Source organism: Asaia bogorensis (assembly GCF_900465345.1).
Classification (GTDB): Bacteria; Pseudomonadota; Alphaproteobacteria; order Acetobacterales; family Acetobacteraceae; genus Asaia; species Asaia bogorensis_A.
Genome location: NZ_UEGO01000029.1, coordinates 17033 through 33680, shown reverse-complemented (window position 1 = coordinate 33680; position 16648 = coordinate 17033). Strand labels below are relative to the sequence as shown.

Below are 16648 nucleotides of genomic sequence, written 5' to 3'. Positions count from 1 at the left end.
GACGTCTGTAGTTCTTTCGAAAAAGAATAAATCAGTCAGCACTCTCATCATCAGAACCACTGGTTCAGACAACACCAAAGCGCCGCCAACATATCCCTTCCATAACCTATTCAATTTTCAAAGAACCCTACCTAACCCACTGATCTTACTCAGTCTTCCAGGCAGTCACCGCGGCGTGTTCCGCTGCGGTGAACGGGCTTTTAGACCCCACACCCATCACCGTCAACACATAATTTCAAAAAAATGACAGAGGTGTGGGAAAATCGAGCCGCCTGTCGTCGGTATATCTCATCCGCGTCAGGCTTGGCTCGAGGACTCATCGGGGCTTAAATGTGGGTTGGACTGGAAAGCTCTTCATCATGAGCATGGTGTAGCCTGCGACTAATCACGATGTGTGACAGGTCTGGAACCATGCCCCCGAGGTGACGCGACCCGGGAGGAGGAGTATCTGCAGACCTGCGCCCGATGATCACAATGACCTTCAAACGTCACCAGAACGGCGAGAAATAACGATCGCTCTCATCGAAGTTCAGCCCCCCCCCTGATGGACCGCAGTTCTATTTTCCATTTTCCAGATACGTCATGAGGTGGCAGAATCCGCCAAAAAAGGCATCGCAAAATAGACGCAACCATTGCCAAACGCGTAACAGCTCGTACCGGTACGGCAGTGGCAAGGTCAGCATGGCAGCCCAAAGGCTCAAAATCCCCTGTCGAACTCCTCGGCCTGGATGCGGGCGCGGGAACTGACGTCTACCATCACATTACTTGACGCATCACCAACTGCGCCGCTTTATGTCGCCTATGGCCGAGGATATGCCTCAACCCGATTTCGCATAATTTGTGAGACAAAGGCCCGCAGCCGGTCATTTCGACAAGACGACATAGACCGTTCCTTGTGCGCCCCAAATGAGCATACAGACATCGCCGTCTGATTGATAATCTTTGCGCCCGCCGCGTCCCGCGCTAGACCTTGAGTTTACGATCATGACATTATTGCAGGACACCCAATGGACGAAAACTTAAAAACAGTTGTTGATCTTCCATTTGCCCAACGACGCTACATTGCGGTTCTTGATGATCGAGATTTCGACAGGAAGATGAAACAGTCTTCCTTTTCTCCTTATACTGGACTGATCTCGGAAGCCTTGCCTCTATTTATTCCCGGCAACCTTGCGTTAAGGGCTGCTGCGACCGTCGGTATAAAACTATCTGTAGACTGGATTCAGAATCGCGCCCACCGTGATCCCGACGAATTCAACCGAAGTGGGCTGATTCAGGCTGTTCCCTTGCGCGAAGCCAATCGTTTCAAGTTCCTAGGGGGCTGCGCCGAGGTTGGAAGAGCATACGCTGCCAATCCCCTCCAAGAGGACACATATTATTCGGTCGAAACATATAATGACGATATGATCGATCACAAGCTTAGTGAGCTCGAGCGAATTTTGAACGGTCTAGGCGCTCGGTCATATGAGATCATATTTAATAGCGATGAGCAATCTGCGGCCGAGATAGGAATAGGGTTCCAGCGAACTGCACGGCTCAAGGCCGCAGCAGAACTCAGGAATGCCCGCGCCAAGCGCTATGAGCGCAGTGGAACCTCTCGTGGTCGGGACCCCCAACTCCCCGCAAACCTAGTATGGCTTGAGAGAGAGCCATCGTGGCAAGCCCTGGTCGAAAGTCGGCTGGAACACGGAAGAGAAAGATTCCGGCTCAGGGTAAATCTCGAGCGAGATCTTCAAATCTCCTCCAAGATTAGTGCCGATTTCAAGATGTTGGGTTTGAACGCAGGCGCTGATTATAAGAGAAAGATAAATTTCAGCCTGACGGTGGAAGGCACCTTTGGGGAATGAAACCATCCACAAATCAGATGATTTTATAACTATAAGAAAACCGCTGTCCGGGAACGTCTATGGAGTGGAATGGGCCAAATCTGTTCTGATCAACAGACAATCACCGGCCCACGACTAGGCTTCAACCGGCGAACAGAGGCACATACTACACACGCGAAACCCGGTAACAGGGGGAGAAATCTGAATCTCCCCCACGCATATCCCTCGACAATTGTATCCCGTGTAGTTGCCGGGACTGTACCCCTCATACCTTCGAATGAGATTGCGATGGTCAGAAATCGACGCTTGCCGTGCCGCCCACGAAGAAAGGCGACGCGACGTAGTAAGTCGTGCTTCCGGCAGACAATTTATGTCCATACACCCCGGTCGTTGCCTTGCCGTTCGCGGCAGTGCCATTCACGAAGCCAAGATAGTGGTTGTTCGTGATGTTCTGCAGGTTGAGCTGAAGGACCGGGTTCTTCATGAAGCCGAAATTGTGGAAGCGGTATCCGGCATGCACGTTCATCGTCACGTAGCTTGGGATCGACGTGTCATTGTTGAATGTTGAATACTGCTTGCCGACATATTTGAGGTTGAAACCGCTGAACAGATGTCCATCGTCATAGTCGAGGTTGAAAGCCACCTGCTGCTTGGGCGTCTGGGGTGCAAACTTGCCTTTGCTGAACACGTAGTCACCGCTGCTGCCAGCCGCGACATTGCTGTCCGTCCGGGCGTTGATGTACTCGGCCGAGACATAGGGTCGCAGATGATAAAGGATCGGGCGCGTACCGATTTCGAAATCAACGCCATCGGCGTGCGATCCACCGCCATTGATGCTCTGTGAATAGTAGGACCCGTTCGGCAGGACAACTGTCTGAGTATAGAGACGGTTGGTAAAGTTATAATGGAAGTAGGTCAGTGTGCTGTTGAACAGGCTTCCCTGGTAGCGCACGCCGGCTTCTTCCGAAATCGAGATCTCCGGCTTCTGGTTCGGGTTCGCCTTCGTGCTGTAGCCCACGCCCTTGGTATAGGTGCCAGCGTCATAGAGCGATGTGTTCATCGGGATGCGAAAATTGGTCGTCCCGGAAGCAAAAAGCTGGAACTGGTCATTCAGCTTGTAGCGAATGGACGCGGCTGGCAGAGGCTCATTCCAGCTTCCATTGATGTAGGGCCCCGTGGAGGTGTCAGGCAGATAGTTCTGCCCCTGGCGGGTGATCATTGCATATTTCAGGCCGCCCTCGATGGTCAGGCGGTTGTTCAGCAATGAGAGTGAGTCATCAATGAAAAGCGTGTGAATACGCGTCTGCGTCAGCGTGTCACGATATTGAGCGGTCGTACCGTTGGAAAGCACAAGGTTCGGGCCGCCACCATATTCATCCAGCGGCGCACCCGTCGCAGGATCGACGAGGCTGTAAGGCGCCGTCTGGATCTGCTTCGAATACTCGAACCAGTAGCCAATCATCAGACGGTTGGCTCCGGTATGCAGAGCCAGCTTTGTTACGGCACCCGGGCGATAAGTTTGTGTGTTGGACGGGTTATAAAGGAGCAGGCTCTTCGTGTTCGATGGGTTGTATGGACCGATCGAGCCGCTCAGGGACTGCGAACCATACTGCTGGCTCGTCAGGCTCTCATTATAGGCACCGCCGCCATTGCCGTTACCATACCAGAAATACGGTGTTTCGGTCAGCGTCAGGTTGTCCGTCAGGGTAAATGTGGACGGTGCGCTGGCATAGATGTTCGTGAACGGGTTCTGATGCAGCTTGTAGTAGTTAGCGCTCGGACTTTTCGGATTCCACTTGGAATCATACGTGTAGGATGTACCGTATTTCTGCCAGTTCGCGAGACTCATAGACGGGAAAAGCGTGCTGTCGCTTTGATTGCCGACGATAGCTAGCGCGATACGATTGCCCTGCCCCCATTCATTCACCCATTTGGTCTCGCCGTGCAGCTTCTTCTGTGCACCGGGACCACGCCATGAATCCTCATGAGCAGCCGAAAATGAGATATAGCCCTTGAGATGCGTATTGCCGATGCGCCCAGTATCCACGCGCCCGAAGATGCGGCGGGCATTATAGCTGCCATAAGTACCGTCGAGATGGCCGCTGAATTTTTCAGTCGGGTCCAGCAGATACATGTTCACGGCGCCGCCCGACGCGCTGATGTGGGGGCTGTCGAGATCTGCCGAACCCTGCTCCACATTAATGGTGCGCAAATTCTCTGAATCAACGATTTCCTGAGGATAGACAGCATAGTTGCCGATATCGTTGATGGGGAAACCTTCAAGCGTGAACCCAATCTGGCTGGCATTCAGACCACGCAACGTCAGGTTACCGCCGTTCAGGCCAAGAGGATCGACCGAGGTGGTATTAACGCCGGGCAGCGAGGCGATGAGCTGCATCGGGTTGAGACCGGGAGTCTGTTTGGCAATGAACTCCTGCGTAACGGTCGAGCGTGACTTCGCAGCGTCCTCATGTACCATAAGGCCACCGCCCGCAGACGTGTGACGGCTTGCCCGTACCTGGACCGTTTCACTGCGTGCCGCATCGGCAGGAGACGTCGACCCCATCATGGAGGGTCCTGAATCCGTGCTCTGCGCAGTTTTGGACGAGGCCGTCTTGCGACCGGTCTGGCCTTGCTCGGCCTGAGCGGCAGAGACACTCAACGCGAGGACGGATGTCGCACATAAAAAATAGCGGGCGTTAAAGCGCATCATACTTCCCGAAACACATGCTGGATTATTAACAAACATAGATCGTTACGTTAATGTTCCTATCACAACGCATTGCGGTCGCGGGATGAAAATTTGATGACGATACGAAATATTAAAATCGTTTTATGAGAGTTACATGGGGTATCATTACGATACAATGCAGACCGTCCGGAGCGACGCCATTATATTGAGCCGAGTGGTTCCATAAGCGTAGGAAATGGTGATTTATATTTACGATTCTGTATTTGGTAGTTTCGATGCAGTTTACCCATATATTGCTTTCATTATGCGATCATTATTTCGTTGACCACGCTCATGTGGGCATAACCTCACACAAATAACGCCGAAGCCGCCCTCGTCGCGCGATATCAATACCCCCCCCCCTTTCCACGTAACCGACCCAGGTCGTTTTGTGCGCCGCCCCTCGGGAAGCAATGGCGATTGGTCCTTCGACAAAGGTCCCCACGCCCGCTCAAGCAATTCATCGCTACAGAAAGCGCTTTGGGTACATCGTTTGCCGAGCGCTGTTTCAGCGCGAGTACCAAGACAAACATAGAGCGCTGCCCGGACAGGAGGTCAAATGCGGCAACCGGCGATGTCTGACGCTGTTCATAGCTTCGCCCCGTGAAGCCAAATCCACGGGTGCCACGATGGCTGATCAGCGCCTTTCCTGCATTCTGCGTGATATGCGTCACCGCTACAGCAAGAGCCTCAGCTATCGTCACCCCACCCGGTCGGGACATTATTTCACCTTTGAGAAGCGCAGCACCATCGGTGATACCGGACCGATCACTCGGCGCGGGACCATACGAATGAGAAGAGTGAACGCAAGGGGCGGCCTAGCGCCGTGTCGCAGAACCAAAATCCAAGCTTGGATGACATTTGACAGCACCCTGCCGAACGCGGTGCGGGATTTCGGCTAAGCGGGAAAAGGCCCACGCAACTGCATCGTCTGCCCCCTAACCCTTTCAGTGGGGGCCATTCCAGGATCGTGTCGCCAGACGATAAAAGCTTCGAGGCGTTTTCGACACCAAACACAGAGCTTTACGGACGTGAGCGTTTGGCTCCCCCGATCAAACCCGGACGAGAGGATCACGCCAATTCGCACAATCTGCGCCCTCTCCACCCGGAGCAGGTCTCAGCCTACGCGATACGACCAGCGCCCTTGATTTCCTGAGCGGCCTAACTCGCGAGCGAAGATACCCTACGGGGCATGCTCCTCTCTGCCTCAGATCGCAAAGGAAAGGCGCACCTCATGAACGAGATGGAATCAGCTGGATACGCCTATGGCACGCAAACCACGCAGGCAATGACCTATGCAAATTTCGGTTTGAAAAGCTGGAACCGAAGGAAAATGGCTGGGGGACCTGGATTCGAACCAGGGCTGACCGGGTCAGAGCCGGTAGTTCTACCGCTAAACTATCCCCCAGCAGTTGAGCCGTAGCTCATTGCCTTGCGGTGGCGGTCAGATAGCATTCACCCCACGGGGCCGCAACCCCCCTTTTTGCATTTTTTTCGTCAAATCCGTCTTTGTCCCGTCACAAAATCCTTGCTGTGCTCAGCCAGCGCTATCACATTGTTTTTTACACAAGATTTCCGGTGCGTCGCACCATCACAAAAAAGGGGACGATCATGGGCTACCGCCAAAGTGATGCTGCTTCCCCCTCGATCGGGGGGCACGCTCCCAGGCATTTTGCCGCCCTCGATCTCGGCACCAATAATTGCCGCCTCATGATCGCCAGGCGAAGCGGGCACGGTGTGCAGGTGCTGGACCGCCAGAACCGCATGGTTTGCCTCGGTGAAGGGCTGGTTGAAACCGGCGAGCTGAGTTCGCGTGCCATGGATCGCGCCATCCGTACACTCGACAGCTACGCCGCACGCATGGATGGCCTCCCCTCGCTTCAGGTGCGTGCCGTCGCCACGGAAGCGTGCCGCCGCGCCCTCAATCGCGACAGCTTCCTCTCGCGCGTACGCTCGGAAACCGGCCTCTCTCTGGAAATCATTTCCCCTAGGGAGGAGGTGGAACTTGCTGTCGAGGGATGCCGGACCCTGCTGCATCGCGATCCCGAAGGGGGGCGACGGGCCATTCTTTTTGATATCGGCGGCGGCTCGACAGAAGTGGCGTGGCTGAGATTGCATCCAGAGACGCATGAACACGAGGTTGTCGGCCTCGTCAGCCTGCCCTTTGGGGTCGTGACCCTCTCGGAGCAGTTCGGACACAAGCGCGGTGAGCAGCGCGGCGAAAACCCCGCCAGCCTGTATGAAGACATGGTTCGCCTCGTGCAGGAGCCGCTCACGGCATTCGAACGTGTTCACCAGATCGGTCAGGAAATGCGCCGTGGTGCCGTGCAGATGCTCGGTACGAGCGGCACGGTAACAACTTTGGCCAGTGTCGCGCAGAACCTGGCGCGCTACAGCCGCCATGCCGTTGATGGCTTCACGCTCACAGCAGAAGCCGCTCATGACGCCATCGGGCTTGTGCGTCAGGCCGCCTCCGGCCAGCAGGAATCGCCTCCCGGCCTCACCCCGGACCGACAGCATTTCATGCTGCCTGGCTGCGCGATTTTTGACGCCATCCATCGTGTCTGGCCATCACGCGAAATCATTGTCGCGGATCGGGGGCTTCGCGATGGGATGGTGGCCCGCATGGCGTCGCAGTCGCGCCGCTCGCGCATTCATGCTCATGGTACGCGTCAACACGCGCCCTCCCATGACAGACACGCGAATTATCGTGGCCATCATGCACCGTCTTCCTTTATGGGACGCGCATGAGCAAAGATAATGACAAGCGCGGCCGTCAGGGCGGCAAGGTGCAGGAGCGCCGCATTCCGGGCAAGGCCCTCAAGAGTTCGGCCGCACCAGGTGAGTCAGACAGCGCATTGGATGGCAGCTCTGTCCAGACGGCGCGTAACAAGACCATCATGCTGCGCACGGCGCGTGGGCGCTCCACGGCGCAGCAGCGTTGGCTGAACCGCCAGCTCAACGACCCTTATGTGGCCGCTGCTCGTAAGCAGGGTTGGCGCTCGCGCGCAGCGTTCAAGCTGATCGAAATCGATGACCGGCTCAAGCTGATCAAGCCCGGGATGAGAATTATCGATCTTGGCGCTGCCCCGGGAGGCTGGACACAGGTTGCGGTCAAGCGCGGTGCCAGCGCTGTCGTGGGCGTGGATCTGCTGCCGGTCGACCCTGTCAGCGACGCCACGATTATAGAAGGCGATTTTACAGATCCCGACATGCCTGCGCGACTGATCGAATTGCTGGGCGGCCCTGCTGATCTGGTCTTGTCCGACATGGCACCCAACACGACAGGCCATGCGCCGACGGATCATCTGCGCATCATGGGACTGGCGGAAGGTGCACTCGATTTTGCGATGCAGGTTCTGGCGGTTGGTGGCGGATTCGTCGCCAAGGTGTTTCAGGGCGGTTCCGAGCGGCAGATGCTCGAGCCCATGAAACTGGCCTTCTCAAGTGTGCGTCACCTCAAACCCCCTGCGTCGCGCAAGGAGTCGAGTGAGCTCTATGTTGTGGCGACCGGGTTCCGCCCCGATCGCCTCAAGCAGGACTGAGAGGCGCCCCTTACTCGGTCACGTCCCACAGCCAGGCGGCGCCGCGCACGCCTGAGCTGTCGCCGTGCTTGTTGCGCACGATGGGGGTGGTGCAGGTCGGGGTGATCACATGACGTGCCAGCAAGGGCGGCACACGTTCATAAATGCTGTCGAGGTTGGACACGCCACCGCCGAGCACAATGATGTCAGGATCGAGGAAGTTGATCGCAAGAGCACAGGCGCGCGAGAAGCGGTCCATGTAGCGATCAAGCGCCCCGATCGCAGCAATATCACCGTTAGCGGCGGCTTCCTCGATCCCTGCCGTGTTATGATGCCCGACGCCCTTCCAGTCCTTCGCCAGTTCCGGTCCGCACAGATAGCGCTCAAGGCAGCCCTCATTGCCGCAGAAGCATTTCGGCAGGGGGAATTCTTCCAGACGTACCCAGGGAAGTGGTGTGTGCCCCCACTCGCCCGCGATGCTGTGCCGACCGCCAATGACCTTGCCATCGACAACAATACCAGCGCCCATACCGGTACCGATGATGATGCCGAACACCGTACGGTTCCCTGCGCCAGCACCGTCTGCGGCTTCCGACAAGGCGAAGCAGTTCGCATCGTTCTCAACGCGTACGGAGCGATTGAGGGCACGATCGAGGTCGATACCGAAAGGCTGGTTATTCAGCCAGGTCGCATTGGCGTTCTTGATAAGACCAGTCTCGGGCGAGATGGAGCCCGGAATGCCGATACCGAGTGTCGAGGTGAGCTGGCCCGGCGCTGCAAGATGCGAGGCCACGCTGCCAAGGCGCTGATCGACGCTGGCGACGAGATCGCGCACAGCGATCACGGCATCCTCATAAATTCCGGGGTTCGGTACGCGTTCGCGCAGTTGCAGATCGCCAGCGCGATCGAGAACTGCGATTTCGATTTTTGTGCCACCGAAATCGATGCCGAGGCGATAATCAGCCATCTCATGCCTTACTGATGTTGCTTCTGAAAACTGCGGCGCATGTTGCGGACGAATACGGTCCGAGTAAAGATCTATTGGTCAAACAGAGCGGTCAAACAGCGCCCGATCTTGAAACACACATGGCGCTGCGCGCATAGTCCTGAAAATGACAGCCTCGCCCCCAGAAACCCTGCTCGATGTTCGTGGAATGGCCTGCCCCTTGCCGGTGCTCCGGGCCCATCGCAGCCTCAAGACCCTTTCGCCGGGTGCAAAGCTGCGCGTTCTGGCCACGGACAGGGCAAGTGTTGCTGATTTTCAGGCGTTCTGTCGCGAGACCGGCCACGCGCTGGTGGCGTTTTCGGAAGATGGCGAGACACTCTCCTTTGTGATTCGTCGCAAATCGGACACAGCTGTGTCCTTGCCTGTCACGGAATAATCATACTCTCTCCACCCTTGGGCTTGGAGAATGGAGTGCGACAGGTTATCCCTCCATCCCAATGGCCGTCATATGCTGGCGGCATTTTTCCGAAACAGCGGAGCGGGACGGCAGTTACGGCATGGACGCACAGCTATCACAGCTCTCTTTCGAGGATGCCCTGTCAGAACTCGACAGGATTGTACGCGGCCTTGAAAGCGGTCAGATGAAACTCGAGGATGCGATAAGCGCCTATGAGCGAGGTGCTGCCCTGCGCCGCCATTGTGAAACAAAACTCTCGGAAGCCGAAATGCGCGTTCGGGCCATCACACAGCGTGATAGCACGACAGGCACAACGCCGCTTGCCGAGTTCGACGAGAATTCTGGCGGAAAAGCCCCATGACGACCACCTCATCACCCTCAACTGCATCGCCCGAGACCCTTGCGGCCTCACTTGGCACGGCAGCGCGCGCAATCGAAAGCACCATTGATCGCCTTCTTCCTATGGTTGACGGCGACGAATCGGTTCTGATTGAGGCCATGCGCTACGCAGCCCTTGGCGGTGGCAAGCGACTGCGCGGCTATCTCGTGACGGAGATTGCCGGCATTTTCGGGGCAGAGCCCGAGGGCGCCCTTCGTGTCGCGGCCTCGGTCGAAATGCTTCACGCCTACAGTCTGGTTCATGATGACCTGCCTGCCATGGATGATGACGATCTACGCCGTGGGCAGCCCTCAACGCACAAGAAGTTTGACGAGGCCATCGCCATCCTCGCTGGCGACGCCCTCCAGACCTCTGCCTTCGAGATCCTGGCGGATGAAGCCACCCATTCCGACCCCTCCGTGCGTATCGCCCTGGTGACGGCACTGGCGCAGGCGTCGGGTGCGGCGGGCATGGTCGGCGGTCAGGTGGTCGATATCCGTGGCGAAGGCAAATCGCTGCCGCTCGATCAGGTGCGACGCCTTCACGCCATGAAGACCGGCGCGCTGATCCGCTACGCCGCCGAGGCCGGTGCCATTCTTGGTGGCGCAACCCGCGTTCAACGCGACGCTATCATTGCCTATGGTCGTGATATCGGCACCGCCTTTCAGGTGGCCGATGACGTGCTCGACACCACGGCCAGCGCCGAAGAACTCGGCAAGACGGCCGGCAAGGATGAAGCTTCCGGCAAATCCACCTATGTCTCCCTTCTCGGCATTGACGGCGCACGCGCGGAAGCCGCGCGCCTTGTCGAGCAGGCCACACAGGCCCTGACTTCTTTCGGGACCGAAGCAGCCGCGCTCAGAGCCCTGGCACACTACATCGTCGAGCGCAGGAATTAAGAGAATGAGCGATACCACCAAACCGAACCAAGCCTCGTCGATCCCGACCATGGGTCGTTTTCCTCATCTCGACCGGGTCGTCGTTCCCGCCGATCTGAGAAACTTCTCGACCGACCAGCTCAAGCAACTGGCTGAGGAGCTGCGCACCGAAACGGTTGATGCGGTGTCCACCACGGGCGGGCATCTTGGCGCCTCCCTTGGCGTGGTCGAGCTGACCGTGGCCATGCATGCCGTGTTCAACACGCCCGATGACCGGATTATCTGGGATGTCGGCCATCAGGCCTACCCGCACAAGATCCTGACCGGGCGCCGCGACCGTATCCGCACGCTGCGCCAGCCAGAGGGTCTCTCGGGCTTCACGCGCCGTTCGGAAAGCGAGTACGACCCGTTCGGTGCGGCCCATTCCTCCACGTCCATCTCTGCCGGTCTCGGCATGGCCGTGGCGCATCATCTGCGTGCCAATGATGATCCGTCCTATGAAGAGCGCAATGTCATTGCGGTCATTGGTGACGGGTCGATTTCGGCTGGCATGGCCTATGAGGCCATGAACAATGCCGCCGTGGCCGGTCCTGGCGCCAAGCGCCTGATCGTCATTCTCAACGACAACGAGATGTCCATCGCGCCGCCGGTCGGCTCGATGTCCAACTATCTCTCCCGTCTGATGACCTCGCGTCAGTTCCTGAGCCTTCGCGATCTGGCTGGCAAGCTGGCCAAGCGCCTGCCTGCCGGGCTGGAACGCACTGCCAAGCGTGCTGACGAACTGACACGCGGCCTGATCACGGGCGGCACGCTGTTCGAGGAACTCGGCTTCTATTATGTCGGTCCGGTTGACGGTCATGACCTCAACCAGCTGGTGCCGATCCTGCGCAATCTTCGCGACAGCGATGAGGGCCCGGTCCTGCTGCATGTCATCACCGAGAAGGGACGCGGCTACAAGCCGGCTGAATCCGCAGGCGATAAATATCACGCTGTCAGCAAGTTCAATGTGATCACGGGTGAGCAGAAGAAGGCTCCCGCCGGTCCGCCGAGCTACACCTCCGTCATGGCACGCGAATTGCTGCGTCATGCCGAGATGGATGAGCGCATCACGGCCATCACTGCGGCAATGCCCTCGGGCACAGGTCTGGACAAGTTTGCCCAGAAGCATCCCGAGCGCTTCTTCGATGTCGGCATTGCCGAGCAGCATGCCGTCACCTTTGCTGCGGGCATGGCTTCAGAAGGGCTGCGTCCTTTCTGCGCCATCTATTCCACCTTTCTGCAGCGCGCCTATGACCAGGTAGTGCATGATGTGGATCTGCAGAACCTGCCGGTTCGCTTTGCCATTGACCGTGCCGGTCTTGTCGGTGCCGATGGTGCGACCCATGCTGGCTCATTCGACCTGAACTATCTGTGCTGCCTGCCGAACATGGTGGTGATGGCCCCGAGTGACGAGGTCGAACTCACTCACATGACCGCCACGGCCTGCGTGTACGATGCGGGTCCGATTGCGTTCCGTTACCCCCGTGGTGGTGGCACGGGTCTGGACCTGCCGGAGAAGGGCGAGGTTCTTGAGATCGGTCGTGGCCGCATCGTCCGTGAGGCGGTTCGTCAGCCGGGCAACAAATCCGGCGTCGCCATTCTCTCGCTGGGCACGCGCCTGACCGAATCGCTCAAGGCAGCCGATCACCTTGCTGCGCAGGGCATTGCCGTGACCGTTGCCGACGCCCGCTTTGCCAAGCCGATCGATACGGCTCTCGTCGAGCGTCTGGCCCGTGAGCACGATGTCCTGATCACGATCGAGGAAGGCGCAGCAGGCGGCTTCAGCAGCCTCGTGGTCCGTCATCTGGCCGAGACGGCTCTTCTCGATCAGGTCAGGTTCCGCCCCATGGCGCTGCCTGACACCTATATCGATCATAACCTGCCGGACGTGCAGTACGATGAAGCCGGGCTGAATGCGCCGCAAATCGTCGATACAGCACTTGCCGCGCTTGGTGCACAGAACGCCCAGCAGACGGCCTGATGGCCAAGAAGCGGGCAGACGTCCTGCTGGTCGAGCGCGGCCTCGTCGAGAGCCGCGCCCGTGCACAGGCGTTGATCATGGCGGGGCTTGTGTTCACCAAGGACCGCCGCATTGCCAAGGCGGGCGATATGCTCGCCGAGGATACTGTGCTTGACCTCAAGGGGCAGGATCACCCCTGGGTCTCGCGCGGCGGTCTCAAGCTGGACCATGCGCTCAGCCATTTCGGGCTAGATCCCGCGGGAGCGATAGCAGTAGATGTCGGTGCCTCCACAGGCGGATTTACCGATGTGCTGCTGACCAACGGCGCCACAAAAGTCTATGCCGTCGATGTCGGCCATGGTCAGATTGCATGGAAGCTGCGGTCTGACCCGCGCGTTGTGGTCATGGAAAAGACCAATGCCCGGACGCTGGATGAGACGATCATTCCTGACCCGATTTCGATTGTTGTCTGTGATGCGAGCTTCATCGGGCTACGCATCGTGCTGCCCCCTGCCCTCGCTCTCTGTCAGCCGGGTGGATGGGCAGTGGCCCTGATCAAACCGCAATTCGAAGCCGGACGCTCCGAGATTGGCGCGAAGGGCGTCGTGCGTGACGCCGCAGTGCATGAGCGTGTTTGCGCTGAAATCCGTGCCTGGTGGGAAGAACTCGAAGGTTGGAACGTTCTTGGCATTGAACCGAGCCCCATCACGGGCCCCGAGGGGAACCGCGAATTTCTGATCGCCGCCCGGCGCGTTTGAAGGGCCACGGGCACCACACCTTCGGACAGTCGAAGAGTTAGCGCATAAGCGCCCCGTGCCTTGCAGCGGTTTTGCTTGCGTTCCCGGTGCCTATTCGTGATAGAGCACCCCCATGTCCGACATCTCGACCACACTCGACCTGAATGAGCAGGAGCGCGCGCGCATCCTTGCCAAATCCGCGCTTTTTGCACCGCCCCCAGCTGTCCTGCCCGACGGGCGGCGTGATCTCGTGGGTCTGTCCCGCGAAGAGCTGATTGCCGAGATGGCGGAATTCGGTGAAAAACCGTTCCGGGCCAAGCAGCTCTGGCATTGGATCTATCATCAGGGTGCCACCGATTTCGCCCGTATGAGCAGCATCGCAAAGCCGCTTCAGGCCAAGCTTGCAGAGCGTTATGTCGTTGGCCGCCCTGCGACGAGCCTGGAACAGACCTCCAGCGACGACACACGCAAATTCCTGTTCCGTTTCCGCGATGGGCAGGAAGCCGAGACCGTCTATATACCGGACCGTCGCGAGGACCGCGGCGCAGTCTGCATCTCGTCTCAGGTGGGCTGCACTCTTTCCTGCACATTCTGCCATACCGGCACGCAGAAGCTGGTACGCAATCTGGGTGCGGCGGAGATCGTGTCGCAGTTCATGGCCGCCCGCGATTCCTATGGCGAATGGCCCAGCCCTAAGGGCGAGACACCGCGTCTGCTCTCCACCATCGTTCTGATGGGTATGGGCGAACCGCTCTATAATTACGACAACGTGGCCAAGGCGATGCGTATCGTGATGGATGGCGAGGGGATCGCCCTGTCACGCCGCCGCATCACGCTCTCGACGTCGGGCGTGGTGCCGATGATGGATCGCTGCGGTGAGGAACTGGCCGTCAACCTCGCGATCTCGCTGCATGCCGTTACGAACGATCTGCGTGACAAGATCGTACCGCTCAACCGCAAATACCCGATTGAGGAGCTGATGGCGGCGTGCCGACGCTACCCTGCAGCCTCGAACTCCCGACGCATCACCTTCGAATACATCATGCTGCGTGGCATCAATGACAGTGAGGCCGATGCCCGTGAACTGGTGCGCCTGATCAAGGGCCTGCCCGCGAAGGTGAATCTGATCCCCTTCAATCCTTGGCCGGGCTCGGAATTCAAACCCTCGACGCGTGAGCAGCTGCAGAAATTTGCCGCCATCGTGATGGATGCCGGATTTGCCGCGCCAATTCGTATGCCACGCGGGCGCGATATCCTGGCAGCCTGTGGTCAGCTCAAGACCGAAAGCGAGAGACTGCGCCGCAGCACGACCGCCGACGCAGAATAACCCGGTGCTGGCCAGCCTGTCAGGCTGGCCAGTGCGCGAGGCGAGTGATAAGAATGACTCTGTATTTGTCATTCTATCAGAGGGAAGCCTGGCCTCATGACTGCCCGGGACGTCAAAAAAGTTGTTCTCGCCTACTCGGGCGGGCTGGATACTTCCGTCATTCTGCGCTGGCTGCAGAAGGAATATGGGTGCGAGGTGGTCACCTTCACCGCCGATCTCGGTCAGGGTGAAGAGCTGGAACCGGCACGCCGCAAGGCCGAGATGTTCGGCGTCAAGGACATCTTTGTCGAGGACCTGCGCGAAACCTTCGTGAAGGATTTCGTGTTCCCGATGTTCCGCGCCAACGCGCTTTATGAGGGGCAGTACCTGCTGGGCACATCGATTGCGCGTCCGCTTATCGCACAGCGCCAAATCGAAATCGCCAAGATGGTCGGTGCCGATGCCGTGGCCCATGGCGCGACCGGCAAGGGCAATGATCAGGTTCGTTTCGAGCTTGGCTATTATGCGCTGCAGCCCGACATCAAGGTCATCGCGCCGTGGCGTGAGTGGAACCTGACCTCGCGCACCAAGCTGCTGGCCTTTGCCGAGGAAAACCAGATTCCGGTCACCAAGGACAAGCGCGGCGAGGCGCCTTTCTCGGTCGATGCCAACCTTCTCCACTCGTCTTCCGAGGGCAAGATCCTCGAAGATCCCGCAGTCGCTCCCGATGAAATCGTTTTCCAGCGCACCATCTCGCCCGAAAACGCTCCCGATGTCGCCACTGAAATCGCCATCGATTTCTTCGAAGGTGATCCGGTTGCGCTCAATGGCGTCACGCTTTCCCCCGCCGAACTGCTGACGCGCCTCAACAAGCTTGGCCATGACAACGGCATTGGCCGTCTGGACCTTGTCGAGAACCGCTTTGTCGGCATGAAGTCGCGTGGCATCTATGAAACGCCGGGCGGTACGATCCTGCTCACGGCGCATCGTAGCATCGAATCCATCACGCTCGACCGCGAGGCCATGCACCTCAAGGACAGCCTGATGCCGCGCTATGCCGAGATCATCTATAACGGCTTCTGGTTCTCGCCCGAGCGCCACATGCTGCAGGCGCTGATCGACACCAGCCAGAAATCGGTCACGGGCCGCGTGCGGCTGAAGCTCTACAAGGGCAACGTGATCTGCGTCGGCCGCGAAAGCCCGAACAGCCTGTACGACACCCGCGTTGTCACCTTCGAGGACGATGAAGGGGCCTATAACCAGATCGACGCTCAGGGCTTCATCAAGCTCAATGCGCTGCGCCTGCGTCTGGGTGGCCAGATTGGCCGCACCGGCGGCCAGCCCTGATCGCCAGCGTCCAGAGGTACACCATGCGTATATCCCGCTCCATCAAGACCCTCGTTGCCGGGGCGTCCTTCCTCGCTCTTGCAGCCTGCGGCGGCCCGAAAGAAGAGCCGGAGCTGACGCCCGAGCAGTTCATGGCCAAGGTCCGCGCGGAGCCGGGGGTCAAGACCCTGCCCGACGGTCTGGCCTACAAGGTGCTGAAATCCGGCCCGAAGGACGGTGAGCAGCCGTCCAAGGGTCGCCAGATGATGCTGATCTATGAAGGCCGCCTGCCCGATGGCGGGATCTTCGATAGTTCGGAGCAGCATGGTAACGGCGCCTATATGCAGATGCCTCTCGACGGCCTCGTGAAGGGTTGGATGGAAGCCCTTCCGATGATGCATGTGGGCGATACCTGGATGCTTTATGTTCCGCCCGAGCTGGGTTACGGCAAGCGTTCCATGGGCATCATTCCGCCCAACAGCCCGCTCGTGTTCAAGATCCAGCTTCTGGGTCTGGGCGGTCAGGAACAGTAAGGGTCT

At 58.5% G+C, this 16648-nt stretch carries 13 protein-coding genes and 1 tRNA gene; 11 read left to right on the top strand and 3 right to left on the bottom strand.

Annotation, left to right across the window (positions count from 1 at the left end):
• Positions 1–1007: 1007 nt before the first annotated feature.
• Positions 1008–1847, top strand: coding sequence for a hypothetical protein (locus ED655_RS09940; RefSeq protein ID WP_122050020.1), 840 nt, complete (start codon positions 1008–1010; stop codon positions 1845–1847).
• A 271-nt stretch (positions 1848–2118) separates the two neighbouring features.
• Here the strand turns inward: ED655_RS09940 and ED655_RS09935 are convergent, their stop codons facing one another.
• Positions 2119–4395 carry a TonB-dependent receptor gene (locus tag ED655_RS09935; RefSeq protein ID WP_240993602.1) on the bottom strand — a complete coding sequence of 759 codons (2277 nt, stop codon included), beginning with the start codon at positions 4393–4395 and terminating at the stop codon, positions 2119–2121.
• 1496 nt (positions 4396–5891) lie between these two features.
• Positions 5892–5965 (bottom strand) — tRNA-Gln (locus tag ED655_RS09930).
• A 203-nt stretch (positions 5966–6168) separates the two neighbouring features.
• On the opposite strand from ED655_RS09930, the gene ED655_RS09925 reads away from it, so the two are divergent.
• Together ED655_RS09925 and ED655_RS09920 are read left to right on the top strand one after the other, a co-directional pair.
• Positions 6169–7308 (top strand): Ppx/GppA phosphatase family protein, encoded by a 1140-nt coding sequence (locus tag ED655_RS09925; protein ID WP_122050025.1) that lies wholly within the window; start codon positions 6169–6171, stop codon positions 7306–7308.
• A complete protein-coding gene (locus ED655_RS09920) occupies positions 7305–8102 on the top strand; it encodes an RlmE family RNA methyltransferase (RefSeq protein WP_062164743.1) in 798 nt (265 codons plus the stop codon). Before ED655_RS09925 ends, ED655_RS09920 begins: the two co-directional genes overlap by 4 nt.
• 10 nt (positions 8103–8112) lie before the next feature.
• Here ED655_RS09920 and ED655_RS09915 read toward each other — a convergent pair whose 3' ends face one another.
• Positions 8113–9048, bottom strand: coding sequence for an ROK family protein (locus ED655_RS09915; RefSeq protein ID WP_023978692.1), 936 nt, complete (start codon positions 9046–9048; stop codon positions 8113–8115).
• A 145-nt stretch (positions 9049–9193) separates the two neighbouring features.
• On the opposite strand from ED655_RS09915, the gene ED655_RS09910 reads away from it, so the two are divergent.
• From ED655_RS09910 to ED655_RS09875, 8 genes are all read left to right on the top strand, one after another.
• Entirely contained in the window at positions 9194–9463 is a 270-nt protein-coding gene (locus tag ED655_RS09910) for a sulfurtransferase TusA family protein (RefSeq protein WP_122050019.1), read from the top strand.
• Between the two features lie 121 nt (positions 9464–9584).
• A complete protein-coding gene (locus ED655_RS09905) occupies positions 9585–9845 on the top strand; it encodes an exodeoxyribonuclease VII small subunit (RefSeq protein ID WP_122050024.1) in 261 nt (86 codons plus the stop codon).
• The gene (locus ED655_RS09900; protein WP_122050018.1) at positions 9842–10762 is read left to right on the top strand and encodes a polyprenyl synthetase family protein; all 921 of its coding nucleotides are present in this window, start codon (positions 9842–9844) and stop codon (positions 10760–10762) included. The genes ED655_RS09905 and ED655_RS09900 overlap by 4 nt, the downstream gene beginning before the upstream one ends.
• Before the next feature lie 4 nt (positions 10763–10766).
• Positions 10767–12761 (top strand): 1-deoxy-D-xylulose-5-phosphate synthase, encoded by a 1995-nt coding sequence (dxs, locus tag ED655_RS09895; RefSeq protein WP_122050017.1) that lies wholly within the window; start codon positions 10767–10769, stop codon positions 12759–12761.
• Positions 12761–13498 (top strand): TlyA family RNA methyltransferase, encoded by a 738-nt coding sequence (locus ED655_RS09890; protein ID WP_122050016.1) that lies wholly within the window; start codon positions 12761–12763, stop codon positions 13496–13498. The genes dxs and ED655_RS09890 overlap by 1 nt, the downstream gene beginning before the upstream one ends.
• 112 nt (positions 13499–13610) lie before the next feature.
• Positions 13611–14804 (top strand): dual-specificity RNA methyltransferase RlmN, encoded by a 1194-nt coding sequence (gene rlmN, locus ED655_RS09885; protein WP_023978698.1) that lies wholly within the window; start codon positions 13611–13613, stop codon positions 14802–14804.
• 96 nt (positions 14805–14900) lie between these two features.
• Positions 14901–16130, top strand: a complete 1230-nt coding sequence (locus ED655_RS09880) for an argininosuccinate synthase (protein WP_023978699.1) — start codon at positions 14901–14903, stop codon at positions 16128–16130.
• A 23-nt stretch (positions 16131–16153) separates the two neighbouring features.
• On the top strand, positions 16154–16642 hold the full coding sequence (locus tag ED655_RS09875; protein WP_062164749.1) for an FKBP-type peptidyl-prolyl cis-trans isomerase: 489 nt from the start codon (positions 16154–16156) through the stop codon (positions 16640–16642).
• Positions 16643–16648: the final 6 nt, after the last annotated feature.